Genomic DNA, 16436 nt, shown 5'->3' with positions numbered 1-16436 from the left:
AGGAGATGGATCGTTTCTGGCATTCTTCGCTGGAGTGACTGGAGTGTCAAGGATGAAAGTTCTTGCACAGGGCAAGCGATCGATGAGGCAGCAAGATCAGGCTACCTGGCTCTGGCCTTCGGGCACATCGATTGGCATTGGCGAAGATTGTGCGACCACTTTTTCAGGCTCTATCGCCAGAAACTCCTTCGGGCAAATCAAGCCTAGAACCGGCGTCGTCATGAAGGTCGTAACCAATGCCATGATCACCATCATGGAGAACAGGGCCGGAGAGATGACTCCGATATCGAGGCCGATGTTCAGGATCACCAACTCCATGAGGCCGCGCGTGTTCATCAGCGTGCCCAGGCCAGCCGCTTCCCGCAGAGGGATTCCAGTGAACCAAGCGGCCAACGTAGTGCCCCCAAGTTTTCCCGCCGTCGCCACTAGAATGATCAGGCCGCAGTACATCCACATCTCCGAACCTTTGACCAACCCGATGTTGGTACGGAGTCCGGTGAAGGCGAAAAACAAAGGCAGCAGCAGAGTGACGGTGATGGTTTCAAAACGATCCAGCACATACCGAACGAAATGGCGCTGCTTGGGCATAATGGCGCCCATCAGAAATGCGCCGAAAAGCGCGTGAATCCCAAGCAACTCAGTGCAGAGCGCCGAGATCAGAACCAGCAGGAGCATCAACGCGATCAAGTTCTCGCTCAATGCGCCGGTCGATTTGTAAACGCGCTCGCAGCCGCGCAAGAGCGGGCGGACGCCATAGATCATGATCAAGCCGAAGACAGCAATGCCGCCGATAGTTACCCAGATGGAGCCTGTCGAATGTGCTGCACGGATCAGAACTACGATGTAGGCAAGAATGCACCATCCCGTCGCATCGCCGACCGCTGCGCAGCCAATCGCGACAGTCCCCAGGCGGCTGCCCAGCAGATTGCGTTCCTGAAGAATTCGCGCCAGCACGGGGAACGCGGTAATGCTCATCGCAGCGCCCATAAACAACGTAAAGCTGGTGAAGGTTACGCTGTCGTTATTATTCACGATCGAAAGCCGGGGATACAGATATAGCGAGAGCAGCGACGCTAGGACAAAGGGAGCGCTGATACCGACGTGGCTGGTCAGCACCGCCGCGTGACCCTGCTTTTTCAGCTCTCTGGGATTGATTCCGAGACCTACAACGAACATGAAAACCAGCACGCCGATCTGGCTTAAGGCGTTCAGGAAGCCGAGGCTGGAGGGCGGAAACAGATAAGAAGAAGAATGCGGCGACAACCAACCCAGCAAGGATGGGCCCAGCATGATGCCCGCAAACATCTCGCCCACAACGCGGGGCTGGCCGATCTTCTGAAAGATTGCGCCCACAATCCGGCAGACTGATAGCACGACTGCAATCTGGAGGATAAGGATGAACAGGTCGGGCATCAGAACGTGCCCGACGCCGCTTTCCAGTTTGAAGACGCCGCCGATCGCAGTCGGAGCCTGGGTGGTACGTCCAGTTCTCAGGACGGCTCCGAGTCCGAGCAAAGGCAAGCCCACAAGCAGAGCGTACGCCACAACGAAATTGCGGCTCTTGTGCGACATCGTGCCTTCGAATCGACTAGACCGTGGGCCGGAATGCGTCCGAGGTCAAATCTCCCAGCAGTTTGTGCCACGGATGCTTTTCGTTCTGCTCCACTTTTGCCACCATCGCCTTCATCTTGGTGAGCACTTCGGGAGCTTCTTCGTCGTACACATCTCCCTGAAGAAGCTTCAGCACGTCGAGGCGGTAATTGTGGTCGCTGATGAAGTAGGTGAACAGCACGTTCAGTCGGTAGTAGACCGAGATGAAGTCGTACCAATTCTTGGTTCCGCGGCGCAGCTTGGTTTCATAGTCGGTGAAGGCCGCGCGCGAGAAATCGTTCTTCTCCAGGGCCGTGAGAATGTCCTTGTGCGCGAAGCGCGAACTGTTGAGCGCGATACTCACGCCGGTCGAGAAGATGGGATCGACGAAGCGGCCGGCATCGCCCACCAGCATGAAGCGATCGCCGGCAAGCTGCTTCATAGCGTAGCTGTAATCGCCTTCTTCCTTGAAGGGACGAATGCGATCCGACTTGCGCAGCGTCTCGGCGATCAGCGGCCGGCTGCCGACGGTCTCCCAGAAGAACTTCTCGCGATCTTCTTTCGACTTGGCGAAATTCTTTTTCTGCGTGACCACGCCCAGGCTGGTAACGGAGTCGGTGATTGGAATCTGCCAGATCCAGGTGTTGGAAATCGGCAGGAAGTGGATGTAGATGTAATCCAGGTTCGTGTCGCGCTTGGCGAACACCTTGCGGTCGTAGCCGTCGAACCACGAGTGAATCGCGTACTGGTCGAACACGGTGTCTTTGATTTTCAGCTTGAGCTGATTGCCAAGGAAAGTCTGGCGTCCGCTGCAATCGACAACCATTTTGCAGTTGACGCTCATCTCCTTCGGGCCGATGGTGAAGTAAACGTCAGGATACTCGGGGCTGAAGTCCACGCGCGCCACTTTCACGCCGTCATACACCGTCGCGCCGAGTTCCTGCGCGTGCTTCAACAGCATCAGGTCGAACTTGCCGCGATCCACGTGGTAGGTATAGTTGCGGTCCTCCATCCCTTCCTGTTTGCGCTCTTCGAAGCGAATGTCGACGTTGTAATCCGGCGTTAAACCCTCGAGATCGTGAACGTAGCCGGGATTCTCGTCGTTGGTCGTCCAGACCGCACCGAACTTGTGCGGAAACTTGGCTTCCTCCATTTTGGGCAGGAAGTCGAGATCCTTGAACACGCGAGTCGAGGACGGAACGAGCGACTCGCCAACGTGCGGCCGAGGAAACAATTCGCGCTCGAACACCACACACTTCACGCCGGCCTTGGCCAGATAGCATGCCATGCTGGATCCTGCGGGCCCACCGCCGATAATGCCTACCTCAAAATCAGGGACTGAATGATTCATATTCGCTGCTTTCTCCCAAAATCTTTGTTCTGGTTCCGATTATAGATTTCGCCTATGCCGAGGCTTCCACGAACGCATCCGCGGTGAGGTCGCCGAGGAAACCGTGCAGCGCGTGATTGGGATCCTTCTCGACCTGCTGCACGATATTCCGCATGCGGGTCAGAACTGGCGGCTCGGCATCCTCGTAAACGTCGCCTTGCAGAAGCTTGAGCACATCCAGGCGGTAACGCGGATCCTGCACGAAAGCCGTGAACAGCACGTTAAGCCGGTAGTACACGCTGATGAAGTTGTACCAATTCTTCGTGCCGCGACGGAGTGTTGCTTCGTAAGTGGCGAAGGCCTCGCGGCTGAAGTTGCCGGTCTCGAGCGCGCCGATGATGTCTTTGTGGGCAAATCGCGAGCAATTCAACGCGATGCTCACGCCGGTCGAGAAGATGGGATCGACGAAACGTCCCGCGTCGCCGACCAGCACCAGCCGGTCGCCCGCGAGCTGCTTCATGGCGTAGCTGTAGTCGCCTTCATCCTTCATCGGGCCCATCTGCTCCGAGCCCTGCGCCTTCAGGCCTTCATACAACTCAGGACGGCTCTGGATGCATTCCCAGAAAAACTTCTCGCGCGATTCTTTGCTCTTGGCAAAATTCTTTTTCTGCGTGACCACGCCGATGCTCGTAACGGTTTCGCTGATGGGAATCTGCCAGACCCATGTATTGGTGATGGGAAGGAAGTGGATGAAAATAAAATCACCCTGGGTCTGCTTGTTGGAAGCCATGCAGCGGCGGTCGTAACCGTTGAACCAGGTGTGAATGGCGTACTGGTCGAAATGGTCGTCCTGAATACGCCACTTCATCTGATTGCCGACCAGAGTTTTACGCCCGCTGGCGTCGACGACGATGCGGCAAGTCGTGCTCATTTCTTTCTTGCCCATCGTGTATTTGACGGCGGCGCAGTTGGGATCGCTGAAATCCACGCGATTCACGCCGATGCCTTCGTACACCTTGGCGCCAAACTGGTTCGCATGCTGGAGCAGCATCAGGTCGAACTTGCTGCGGTCCACGTGATAGGTGTAGTTCTGATTCACGCCGGGCTGATTGCGCTCTTCGAAGCGAATGTCCACATGGCAATCGGCCGAGACGCCGCCGAAATCCATGTTGTAGACCTTCGCGTCCGAAGCCGCAGTCCAGGCCGCGCCGAACTTGTGGGGAAATTTCGCCTCCTCCATCTTGGGCAGGAAGTCGAGGTCCTTAAACACGCGCGTCGAGGACGGGACCAGCGACTCTCCCACGTGGGGACGGGGCATTAGCTCGCGCTCAAACACCACGCAGTTAATACCGGATTTGGCCAGGTAAGCCGCCATGCTGGAACCTGCAGGGCCGCCTCCAATGATTCCTACCTCAAAATCAGGTGCGGATGAGTTCATATCTGCTTTCTTCTCCCCAGGATGTTTGTTCGGAATACGATCATGTGTCGGAATTGATTTGTCGCGCTAGCGGATTCTGTTAAAGATACCGTTGCCTTCCCATTCGTGCTCAAGGAAACAACACCCATTCGATTGCAGTGCGGGAGAGGCGAGAAAATTTAGAGGGGGAACGCTACCTTTACAGTCGCGCTGTGTAGCCCTATTAGATCAAAATTCGGGCGATTCGCCAAGCATGAAAAAACTTGCACATTTTGCCTCATTCTTGAGGGCAAGCTTGAAACTGAAGGGGCGGACGCCTTTCCACAAGAAGCGACCGACAACGCGCGTTCCTGTTTGACAGCCCGGACTGAGCGTGACAACATGATGACCACGGAGTACACTTCCCGTCTCCTCCCCCCAACATTTCTTTATGGCATCTTGCCGATCCGAGGGTCCCTTGCGAAAGTATTTGGCGTCCGCGTTCTCCTGCCTGCTGGCAGCGTCCGTAATTTTCCCGCTGGCGGGGTGCATCGCCCACGCGCCCGGCAGTGGCGGAGGGAACCAGCAGATCCAGGTTGCGGTTGCCTCTTCGCCCTCTTCGACAACTCAGCTGCCCGTAAGCACGCCGACGATACCCAGTAAATTGCAATATACCGCCACCGTAAGCGGCACGAGTAATCAGGCTGTGACCTGGAGTTTGTCGGCCGATGCAGGTGCGAGCGACGGAATGTGTAGCGCCACCGGAAACGAGCTCGGGACTGTCCTGTCCACGGGCAACAACACGATGACCTATACGGCGCCGCAAGGGCCGCTTCCGCTCAGCCCGTGCGGAGTAGTCGTCACGGCGACCTCCAATGAGGATAATGTCACCAGCGGGCAGGCACTGGTGAATGTGCATGTGATAGTGAGCATCGCGCCCTCGCCGGCCAATATCGGGCAACGAGGCAATCTTCAGTTCAGCGCTAGTGTGACCGGCGCTCCCCTCACAACCGCGGGGCAGGATATCCAATGGTCGGCCCAAAACGGCGGTGCCTTCGATAATCCTGTCTACAACAACGGACTCTATGTGGCTCCGCCGCTGACCAGCGGCCAAGCTCCGATCGGCGTCACGATCCAGGCGACGTCGAGCTTCGATCAGACTCAAACGGCCTCTGTGCCCATCACCGTGGTCAAAGCAGATCCATTGGGAACGATTGCGCAGTCGACGGCGGCTTCCGCACAGATTCCCTGCCCCGCTTTCACGGCAGGCGCCGCCAACGCCACTTGTTATCAGCTTCAGGTTTCGTGCGATGCGATCGCGGACTACTATGCCTATCTGAAAGTGAACGCTCCGACCGGAACTCCCGTGGGTACCGTGATTCTTGGCACGGGTACCGGCGGCACGTCTTTGTATGACAACGACCCGAGTTTTACCGTCGGCTCATTCAATGGCGGCGACACGGTTGTGGAGGGCCTGCTAAATCTCGCGAACGCGAACCAGGGCTATACGACGGTGCAAGTCTCCTTCGGCGATCCCTTCAACCCTCAACCCGCGCAACCGAATGGTTGGCTGCAGGGGCCGGGCGGTGTCCGCCGGTTGGCCTGCCGCTATGCCACCGTCGCCGACTGGGTCCACAAGAACATTCATAACTCCAGCACGACTGCGCCCTACTGCGCCACGGGAAACAGCGCTGGATCGGGGGCCATCGGCTATGCGGTAAGCCAATATGGGCTAGCTTCAGAGTTCACGATGCTCGAGCAAACCAGCGGGCCCGTGATGACACTTCTGAACCAGGGCTGCAACGTTTGCCAAACCCAATATCAAGCTCCCAACATGTGTACCAACCAGTCGCAAGAGCTCTGCTATGTCGCGGCAGGTGGTACGGGGAGTACGGCAGCGATCATCGATACGGCGTATCAAGCCGCGGGGCAATCCACCCCCACTTTGTGTTCAGACGCGGTCAATGGCGTCGGTGCGGCCAACAGCCAATTTACACGCTTTCTTTCCGACAGCATCGAGGACGACCCGGGGATCAGCCCTGCGCTTCCGATTTCCAATCCGCCGACGAACATCAACCTCGTATTCGGAGACGACGATACCTCCAACGCTGTACCTATGGGGTTTGCATGGCGTTCAGCGGTCGGCGCGTCGCCTGGCCCCACGCCTCCTTACATGTGTAAGCTCGGCACGCCCCACGCCATTCCGTCAACTTCGGTTGGCGCTCAGCAGATCATTGACGACATCACTGGAAAAAACTTCGCCACCACAGGGGTCGGCTGCGTCCTGCAGTAGGCAAGCAAGACCGCAAAGTAAATCGAACGAGCACGGTGCGATTTCCTCGCACGTGAGGTCAAGCTAGAAGTAGTTTCCTCTCTGAATTGACAGCCTATCCCCGAGAATGGCACCATCGAATCAGCGCAACATCCTTTCTCCGCTTGTGTTCCTTAGTTTTTAACCTCTCAGAATTAGGTGTCCTTTGCTGAGTCCTAATCGTCAAGTCTGGTACCTCGTGATCGTATTGTTGAGCCTTCTCCCCCTGGCGGCATGTGGAGGGTCGTCGTCGAGCAACGGCGGCGGCGGTCAGCAAGTGAGTGTCGCTATTACCGGCGCGCCCCCGGCCTCGATTGGAACCGGCGCGAACTGGCAATATTCGGCTACCGTGACTGGCTCGACCAACCAGAATGTCAACTGGAGCGCGACGGCGGGCACAATTGACGCGACTACCGGCCTTTATATCGCGCCGAACACTGTGCCTTCTCCGGCGACGGTGACGATCACGGCAACGGCGCAGGCCGATTCAAGCCAGTCCGCATCGACCTCGGTCACCGTGCAGGCGACCGACCCGCTGGGCACTGTAGTCAGTTCCACTAACTTCGGCACCTGCCCTTCGGGCGGACTGTCTGGCGGAGCCTGCTATCAGCTGCAGATTTCTTGTCCCGGAGTGTCTAACTTCTCTGCCTATTTGAAGGTGTACACGCCGACGGCTGCTCCGATCGGCACAGTTTTGTTTGGCGTTGGCACCGGCGGCAGCGGTTTGTATGAAGATCCCAATACCGGCTACACCTATGGCAGCACGACCGTGGGAAATATTCTGAATGCCGGCTACAACACGGTGCAGATCTCGTTCGGGGCGCCGTTTGATCAAGGTTCCACACCGCGCGGATGGCTTACCGGGCCGGGCGGAGTGCGTCGGCTGGCTTGCCGTTACGCTACCGTGGCTGATTGGGTTTACCACAATCCAACGATCATCAATCCCAACGTCACAGCCTCCAACAGCGCGCCCATGTGCGCCACCGGAAATAGCGGAGGATCGGCCGCGCTCACCTATGCGGCCTACGAATATGGTCTGAGCTCTGAGCTGGCGATGATTGAGCCCACCAGCGGTCCGGTGATGTCGCGAATCGATCAGGGCTGCCAGCCATGCAGCTCGAGCGTGCAGGGGAACGTGTGCCCGGGATCGAACAACAATCCCAATCTGTGTTATGAGTCGGCGGACGCGGCCATTATCGACGAGGCATACCAGGCGCCGGGTGCAACCACGCCCACGCCGTGCACTGACGCACTCAAAGGAAATCCGGGCACAGACGCTTCCAGTCAGTTTCTCTCGGATAGTATCTTGTACTCGGGCAGCCAGCCGGTGGCAATGCCCAACACCGTCTTCAAAATGCTGCTTGCGGATGATGACACCAGCAACGCGGTCCCGGAAGCCACGCTGTTTGAGGGCGTCGCCGTTCCCTCTTCATCTTCGCCGTCGCCGCTGTTTCAATGCCTGCCGGGGGTGCAGCATGATATTCCCAGTTTTCTCAGCGGCGCGCAGCAGGTGGCGAGCGATATCATTCAATACTGCAAATAGACAGCCAGAACAGACATAATGCGGTCTGGCGCACGCGCGGGTTCGCTAAGCCTGAGGTCCCTTCGACTTCGCCCAGGGCAGGCTCTTCGCTCCGCCTCAAGAAAGGCTGCGTTCAGGATAACAACCGTCTGGAGATCATTTGCAGGTCGACAACTTGAAGTTGGCGATGCGCGTGTCCCAGTTGATGAGGCTGCCGATTTCGTTGGCTTTGTAGTACTGATTCACGTACCAGAACGTGCAGCCGTCGCTCGGGTCGACGGTCATGCTGTTCGAATTGCCCCAGTGCGATGAATTTTCTTCATCGCCGATTCCGTTCTGAATCGTGATCTCGACGGGCGCAGTCTTGCCGGGCAGACTCCAGTACGCGGCCCGGATGCCAGGATGGACGGCGCTGCTCGACACGCTATATCCCACGGCGGCATTGCCCACCTTATCCTGGGCGATGCTGGGAACGAAACGGTACAGACTGTTGCCATTGGTCACAGTTCCGCTCTGATACAAAGTGGGATTGCCACTGCCGCGCAATTCATACCAGCGGATTCCGGTTTGCTGATTGGCGCCAGTTCCCACCTGAATCGTGTGGCTGATCAGGAAGGATTGGTAGGAGCCGAAATTCCGATATGCGAAGCGCGGCACCAGCCGGTCGCCAATCGAATCGACGTAATTCCCCGTGCTGCTGCTGGAGGGTTCGGTAACACAAAACGTATCGGCTGGATTGGTTACGTCGTAGCAACCCGGTTCGTAGCTGGTGACGGTAATTTGCGATTTGCTGAAAGTCGAACTCTTCGGCGTAGTCCAGTTCACGTGAAAGTTCCAAAGGTTTAGTTTTGTCGAGGTTATGGTCTTGAGGTCGTTGGGTGGATTCTGCAGGCTCAGGAAGTATTCGTGTTGGCCGGATGGCGGAGCCGTGGTGCCATCGAGATCGGCAGGAATCAGGCTATGGGCCAGATACAGAGAGCCGTTGGTCGGAATCGGGCTGGGATTGCTGAAGCACTGCTGGGCTCGCGCCGCGCCGCCAATAATCATGTTCGCGCGATCCAGGGCGCAGGCCACGACGCCAATTTCCTGATATCCGCGATCCGGGTCCTCCAGATCGAAACTGACGTAGTAGGCATCGGACCACGTTCCAAATTTTGGAAAATCGGGATAGTACACATCCCCATGCGAGTTCAGGCCCAGATCGCCGGTAATGTCGAACAGGTAGGTATGCCACGCCAGCGACGGGGATGTCAGGTCTGAAGTGTTGGAAACAGCGACACAGTAATAGTACTGATTCGTCCCCGGACTGGCGCGCCGGGCAATCACCCACAAAGACGCCAACCGATCGAAAGTGACGGTGCCTTCTCCTCCACCGGTGCCATAGCAGTTCGGCATATTGTTATCAACCCAGGGAGCATCCCCCGCCTGGGGAACCGTCCACACGGGAGCGAATGTAGTTTTGTCGTAGGCCTGGTAGTAGGTATTGACCCACTCCATGTACTGCTTGGTGCCGACCGCCCCATTGGCGTCAATTTCAAAGCCGGGCCCGGATATCTGTGAAGCGTCAACGCCCTCAAAAGACCTGACCGTCTGGGCGTGGGTTGCAAACGGGACAGTAAGAACGACAATTGCCACTGCTACTGATTTCAATGTCATAAGAGACTTCTCGGTTTTCTGCCGGTTGTGAGTTGCGCTTGGGAAGGAAGGTTATGACGAGGCTAGCATGAGTTGCACCGCTAGACTAGGAGTCAAAAGTCCCCAAACCCGTGCCCGGAGGGCGTTTCGGTGTGCAAGAACTTTCATCATTGACAAGGTAAGCCGGGGCACGAAGAATGACGATAAGCATCTGACTGGCGTTTTTTGAATGCCAAATCCCCCGCTTCGTCCCGGCAGTCAGCTTCATCCAGCGTTTTGAACGAACCTTCCCCCTTGATCGTGAACGCTAAGTTGAGTGTAGTAACCGGTGATTGATCCCACGGGATTCGTCCGATTCCCGCTATCGTCTTTTGCTCGAAATCGGGGAAAGGACGCGGGTCTGAGCTGTCATGAAAGGGGTTCGCATGCATTCTTTCTTCGTTCCAGCCCGCCTTCCAAAGTTGAGCGGCCGGATTCTCGTCGCGGCGTTGGCGTTTGCGTCCAGCTTGGCAGTCGTGCCGCAGGCGGTTGCGCAAGTGAATGTGCTGACCAACAAGAATGACAACTCGCGCACTGGTCAGAACATCGGCGAGACTTTACTGACGAATGCGAATGTGAATTCGACGCAGTTTGGAAAATTGTTTGCTTTCAACGTCGATGGGTACGTCTCGGCTCAGCCCTTATATATGTCGGCGCTGTCGATTAACGGCGCGACGCATAACGTAGTTTTTGTGGCAACGCAGCATGACAGCCTGTACGCGATCGACGCCGACACTGGCGTGCAACTCTGGCAAGCCAGCTTCATCAATCCGGCGGCAGGAATTACGACGGTGCCGATTTCGGTGCAAGGGTGCAGCGAGACGGCGATCAGCGAAGTGGGAATCCTCAGCACTCCTGTGATTGATCCCACGACCGGAACGATCTATGTGACGGCTAAAACGGCGGAAACGACTTCGGGCGTCACGACCTATTATTACAGGTTGCATGCTTTGGATATCACCACCGGGCTGGAGAAGTTCGGTGGCCCGGTTTCAATCACCGGAAAGATCGGCAATCTGAGCCTGATCATTCTGCACCAGTTCCAGCGGCCAGGCCTGCTGCTATCGAATGGCACGATCTATCTGGGATTCGGTTCGAACGGGTGCGACCTCACCGCCCGCGGATGGTTGTTTGCCTATAACGCTACCACCTTGCAGCAGGAGGCAGTGATGACTACCCAGCCCGATCAAAGCTATGGCAGCTCGATCTGGCAAGGATCGGTCGGTCCTGCGGCGGACAGCACTGGAAATGTTTTCCTTTCGACGGGGAACGGACTATTCAATTACAGCACAGGCTTTCCCGACATCGGCGACAGCGTGCTCGAGCTATCGTCGAGCGGAAATGCATTCACCGTCGAGAGCTACTTTACTCCCTACAACCAGGCGTACATGGCCGCGAACGACTACGACATGGGCTCTGCCGGTGTCACTATTCTTCCGACCCAAAGCAACAGTTCGACCCCAGACTTGCTGGTCACCAGCGACAAAATGGGAGATATCTTTCTGCTCAACCGGGACGCTCTGGGCGGCTATAACGCAGCTAACAATGACCAGGCGGTTCAATATTTTCCGACTGCCCTCGGACAATATTATGGAAATCCTCTCTATTGGAATAACACAGTCTACTTCTTAGGTCACCTCGACTACTTAAAGGCTTATTCTCTGACCAACGGCCTGCTCTCAACCACTCCGGTGGCGCAAAGCGTTAGCAAGCTGACGACCATCGGCCTGCCCTCGATTTCAGCCAACGGCAGCAGCAATGGCATTGTGTGGTTGGCGCGGAATGCCGGGGGAACCACGTTACTGTCCGCCTACGACGCTGTGCATCTTTATCTCCTCTACGATTCGGGAATGGCCGCGGGTGGCCGGGACTCGCTGGGAACCGTTGAACACTACGCAACCCCTACGGTCGCCAACGGCAAAGTGTACGCCGGGACGGTAACCCAGTTGGTCGCCTATGGCTTGTTCCCCGACATCAATCCCAGTGCCGGCAACAACCAGACCGGGTATGCAGGCACAACCCTGCCGACCGCAATCACGGTTGTGACCAAGAATCCCTATACCGGCAGCCCCGTCCCGGGAGTAACCGTGACCTTCAGCGATGGCAGCAAGGGCGGCACGTTCAGCAATCCGACCGCTGTCACCGACAGCAACGGCATGGCTTCGAGCACATACACCTTGCCGCATACGGCACAAACCATCACCATTACCGTGTCGAGTCCAGGCTACGCGTCGGCAACGTTTACCGAACAAGACGTAGTCGGCCCCGTGGCGGCGATGTCGACCGTTTCCGGCTCGAAACAAATTGGAACCGTCGGAACCACCCTGCCGCAGCCCATTGTCGTCAAAGCCAAAGATGCAGTGGGAAATCTGGTGCCGGGAGCATCGGTCAGCTTCAGCGACGGCGTGGGTGGCACATTCTCGCCAAATCCCGCTATTACCGGTTCGAATGGGCAAGCAAGCACGTCTTATACGCTACCGACGGTGGCCAAGTCGCTCAGCGTGACCGCGTCCGTCGGATCGGTCAACGTTAAGGTCTCCGAGCAATCGACTGCGGGACCGGCCACCGCGCTTACCATCGTGCAGGGCAACAATCAATCCACGCACGTGAATAATAAATTACCGAAATCCCTGATCGTTTCCGTCACCGATCGATACGGAAATGGCATCTCTGGGCTTACCGTAACCTTCACCGACAATGGCGCTGGCGGAACCTTCTCTACCACTATGCCGGTTACGAATAACTTAGGGCAGGCAACGGTCACCTACATCACACCGTCCCACACGGGAACCGTTACGATCAACGCCTCGTACTCGACACTGACTCCTGTCGCATTCACAGAAACAGTGGATTAGAGAAGGCAAGTGAACAGTCATCGATGCGCCGAGGATTCGAAAGTTATCCTCAGCGCTTTTCTCTCCCACATCCGTGATCGATTGCAATGGAATTCATCGCCCATGGTTCCATTTTGGGAGACGCGAAAAGCCGCGTCACTATTGGCGTTACGAAAGGTCCATCTCGAGCATGTACTTCTAACTTTCTTGTTTAAGGCGTTCGCCTTATTCCCACTGCGACGCTGTTCCGCTATGCTGACTTCGCCGCCACATCGTTTCGTTTCGCGTCTGAAAGTTCGTCTCCAAAGTTCGCAGCTTAACGTTTGCAGCCAACGTTCGTAGTAGAGTTCGCGAAATCCTGCTTTGCTCATGCGTCCCAGTCGCTGGCACAAAATGCCAGCTCTCGCGTGAACTGAGCAGCCTGCTTGATCTCTGGCCAATTTCCGATTGATTCAACGTTCGTCGATCGATGCTCGAATCGGCGCACGAATCGGCGCTCGTTTAAACGTCGTAGGGAGGCCCTGTCTCATGCGCAAGTACACGTCCGCTCTCTGTCTTGTGACCGCGATCGTTTTCGCGTCTCACCTGTCTTTTGGCCAAGCGAACGTCAACGAAAGCCTGGAAACGGCATTCATTTATGTGGATGGAACCAACGGATCGGACTCGAACAATGGCTCGAAGACCAGCCCGCTGAAAACCATCGGCGCAGCCGCGTCGATGGCGGAGACCAACAACCAAAACAACATTGGCTCGCGCGTCACGATTAATCCCGGCACTTATCGCGAGAGCATACAGCTCAATCACAACCACAAAGACACGAGCCTTCCCATCACATTTGAGGCAGCGACCGAAGGGACGGTCATTGTGAGTGGCGGAACGCTGTACACAGGCTGGGCCAAGTATCAGGAGAATCAGAGTATTTACACCACCAGTTGGCTCAATACCTGGGGAGTGTGCGCGCAGATTACGATCTGCCCTTTTCAACAGGACATCATGATGCGGCAGGAAATGGTCGCCGTGAACGGCCAGACGATGACGCAGGTATTGTCGCTGACGCAGATGGTGCAGGGAACGTTCTACGTTGACGAATCGAGCGCGCGGATCTACGTCTGGCCCGCGACTGGCACTAACATGAACTCGGCGACGGTGGAGGCCGCGTCTTCGCCCACGATTTTCCAGATTTCCAGCAAGTCGAACATCGTCGTCCGCGGGCTCACATTCCAATACGCCAACAGTTGCCGTGACACGGCGGCCGTGTTTGTGATGGGCACTTCCACCAACATTCTTTTCGACAGCGATACGTTCCAGTGGAATAACGGACTGGGTTTGAAGTTTGCCTATCCCACAACCTATTTCACGGTCGAGAACAGCACCGCGCTGCATAACGGTCAAACCGGCTTCCAGGATTCGCAGACCAAGTACGGATGGTGGCAATCGGACACCGCTTCCTATAGCAACTGGCGCGGCGCGCAAGCCGGCTATTATGGCTGCAACACTGCGGGATACCACGCTTCCCTTACCCACGACAACACCATTGATGGTCTGACCACGACTTACAACCAGAGTTTCGGCATCCATTGGGATACCGACAATGCGAATGACACCGCCTCGGGCATCAATGCCACCAGCAATCAGTTGACTGGCATTTTTGTGGAAAAAGACGAAGGGCCGATTACGATCTCGAGCAGCTACATGTGCAATCAGAATCTATCGACCAGCGTGGGTGGCCTGGTGATGCGCAACTCGGAGAATGTCTCGCTTACCAAGAGTGTGGTAATGAATAACGTTCCCGCCCAGGTGATGGTGATTGGGCAGTCAGGCGGCGTCGAGGTCACCAACTGGGAGACCGGCGCTACCACGAACCTGATTACGCAAAATTTCTCGAACACATCCAACGCCATCCAGGGAAATTCCAGCAGCCAACAGGTATTTTCCGACAGCAATCTCGGCGAATCGGACTGGACGTCGTTTCAAACTACTCTTAAATCTTCCAGCAATACCTGGTGGAACGCTTACAACTCGTCCACTGAGTTTGTGGTGCCCACACCGAAGAACAATTCCAAGGACGATTTCAGCGGATGGAAGAGCGCGACCCTCACCGATGCCACATCGAGCTTCAAAGCCCCATCCAGCACGACGGGCGAGGCGTGCAGTCTGGCTCCAGTTGGCAAGGACTACTGGTTCACCATCGACCATAACCTCCTGACGGTTAATCCCGGCAAGTCTGTAACCTATAACTTAACGCTAACTCCATTGAATTTTAGTGGAACCGTTAACTTGACTCTGGATGGAATATCGGAAGTGAACGGACTTTCCGCGACGCTGAGCGCGACCACGATCAAGTCTTCCGGAACGTCGGCCCTCACGGTGACCGCAGGAACGAATACCGCGCCGGGGACATATTCCATCACCATCATCGCCAACAGCGGCAGCATCACGCGAACAATAACGACGCAACTGACTGTCGAGTAGGAACGTGGACATCATCGGAGTCCGCGCGTGTCGGCGTATGTTGCGAGGGTGCCAACTCTCGCAACATTGCGCCCGGCACTGATGGGATAGAATCGTCTCGATTTGCCGACTCCCTGTATAACGTGCCAAAAGCTTAGATTCAGATGAAGACGAACTCGCCAACCGCGCGATCGGCGTTCCTCTGCTTATTCCTGGCATGCGCTGCGACCTCGCAAAATAATCTCTCCGTCCGACCCAGCGCGCCAGTAGGAAAACTCACCGCCGGACGCGACATGACCACGGCTCGCGGCGGCCACACGGCCACCATGCTGCCCGATTTTAAAGTGCTGATCGCCGGCGGCAAACAGGAGCATGGCGTCGTTCTGGCGTCGACCGAGATCTACGATCCCACCACGGAGACGTTCTCGCCGGGAGCGAACATGCGCGTTGCCCGCGAAGGCCACGTCGCCGCTTCCCTGTCCGACGGGAAAATTCTGGTCGCAGGCGGCACAACCCGCGGAGGAGCTACGCTGGCCAGTTCCGAAGACTTCGATTTTGAATCGGGCGAGTTCACCCCTCGCGGAAACATGCATGCGCGCCGCGCGCACGCTGTTGCAGTTGTGCTCCGCGATGGCCGCGTGCTGGTTACCGGCGGCGAAGATGGAAACCAGCCTTTGGCGTCCGCCGAACTGTACAACGTTCTCGACGGCAAGTGGACTCTGGCGGGAAAGATGTCCACGGCCCGTGCCTACCACACAGCCACATTGCTGGCGGACGGACGCGTCCTGATCGCAGGAGGAGTGATCGCGGGCGGCAGGGGAAGCGGTCACACGGCCATCGCCAGCGCGGAAATTTTCGATCCCAAGACGAATAAATTTACGCCCGCAGGTAGCTTTCAGCACGCGCGTTTCGGCCACACTGCCGCGCTGCTGGCTAATGCCGCGGTGCTGATCGCGGGCGGCACTGGTGGGACTGGTCACTCCGCGTTAACTTCCGCAGAAATTTATAAGCCGGAAAGCAATTCCTTCGCTCCCACCGGAAGTCTCACGGAGGCGCGCTTCAATCTCCCCGCGTCCACGGCGTTCGATGGCCGAGTGCTGATTGTGGGCGGGGCAGCGTCTGCCGAAATTTATGACGTAAAGGCTGGCTCGTTTCGCACCGTGGACGGCAGCCTCGATACCGCCCGCTACTTTTCCGCCGCCGTCCAACTCATGGACGGCACCACCCGCATCTTCGGCGGCTACGATTCAAAAGGCGTGAGCACGGCGAAGACCTGGATCTATCGGCCTCGGTAACATCGGACCAACTAAGGCGTGCATCATAGGTCA

The 16436-nt window shown here is 56.8% G+C and carries 9 protein-coding genes; 5 read left to right on the top strand and 4 right to left on the bottom strand.

From position 1 onward, the window contains the following. Nucleotides 1-96: 96 nt before the first annotated feature. Genes VGM18_02910 through VGM18_02900 form a run of 3 tightly spaced genes read right to left on the bottom strand, consistent with a single transcriptional unit; the run spans nucleotide 97 to nucleotide 4358 of the window. Entirely contained in the window at nucleotides 97-1572 is a 1476-nt protein-coding gene (locus tag VGM18_02910; protein HEY3971924.1) for a cation:proton antiporter, read from the bottom strand. Between the two features lie 16 nt (nucleotides 1573-1588). After that, complete coding sequence (locus VGM18_02905) at nucleotides 1589-2941, bottom strand: NAD(P)/FAD-dependent oxidoreductase (GenBank protein ID HEY3971923.1); 1353 nt, start codon at nucleotides 2939-2941, stop codon at nucleotides 1589-1591. Between the two features lie 52 nt (nucleotides 2942-2993). Then, complete coding sequence (locus tag VGM18_02900; protein HEY3971922.1) at nucleotides 2994-4358, bottom strand: NAD(P)/FAD-dependent oxidoreductase; 1365 nt, start codon at nucleotides 4356-4358, stop codon at nucleotides 2994-2996. A 436-nt stretch (nucleotides 4359-4794) separates the two neighbouring features. On the opposite strand from VGM18_02900, the gene VGM18_02895 reads away from it, so the two are divergent. Together VGM18_02895 and VGM18_02890 are read left to right on the top strand one after the other, a co-directional pair. Beyond that, complete coding sequence (locus VGM18_02895; protein ID HEY3971921.1) at nucleotides 4795-6609, top strand: hypothetical protein; 1815 nt, start codon at nucleotides 4795-4797, stop codon at nucleotides 6607-6609. 184 nt (nucleotides 6610-6793) lie between these two features. After that, nucleotides 6794-8170: a hypothetical protein gene (locus tag VGM18_02890; protein HEY3971920.1), complete on the top strand. Its 1377-nt coding sequence runs from the start codon at nucleotides 6794-6796 to the stop codon at nucleotides 8168-8170. A 135-nt stretch (nucleotides 8171-8305) separates the two neighbouring features. On the opposite strand, the gene VGM18_02885 is transcribed toward VGM18_02890, so the two are convergent. Beyond that, on the bottom strand, nucleotides 8306-9805 hold the full coding sequence (locus tag VGM18_02885) for a hypothetical protein (protein ID HEY3971919.1): 1500 nt from the start codon (nucleotides 9803-9805) through the stop codon (nucleotides 8306-8308). A 404-nt stretch (nucleotides 9806-10209) separates the two neighbouring features. Between VGM18_02885 and VGM18_02880 the strand changes: the two genes are divergently transcribed. The 3 genes from VGM18_02880 (at nucleotide 10210) to VGM18_02870 (ending at nucleotide 16403) form a co-directional block, all read left to right on the top strand. Continuing rightward, nucleotides 10210-12678, top strand: coding sequence for a hypothetical protein (locus VGM18_02880; GenBank protein HEY3971918.1), 2469 nt, complete (start codon nucleotides 10210-10212; stop codon nucleotides 12676-12678). A 507-nt stretch (nucleotides 12679-13185) separates the two neighbouring features. After that, entirely contained in the window at nucleotides 13186-15129 is a 1944-nt protein-coding gene (locus VGM18_02875) for a hypothetical protein (protein ID HEY3971917.1), read from the top strand. Nucleotides 15130-15272: 143 nt separating this feature from the next. Beyond that, nucleotides 15273-16403 carry a kelch repeat-containing protein gene (locus tag VGM18_02870; protein HEY3971916.1) on the top strand — a complete coding sequence of 377 codons (1131 nt, stop codon included), beginning with the start codon at nucleotides 15273-15275 and terminating at the stop codon, nucleotides 16401-16403. Nucleotides 16404-16436 lie beyond the last annotated feature (33 nt).

This window comes from Candidatus Sulfotelmatobacter sp. (assembly GCA_036500765.1).
In the GTDB taxonomy this organism is placed as follows: Bacteria; Acidobacteriota; Terriglobia; order Terriglobales; family Acidobacteriaceae; genus Sulfotelmatobacter.
This window is presented reverse-complemented; position numbering and strand designations above follow the sequence as displayed.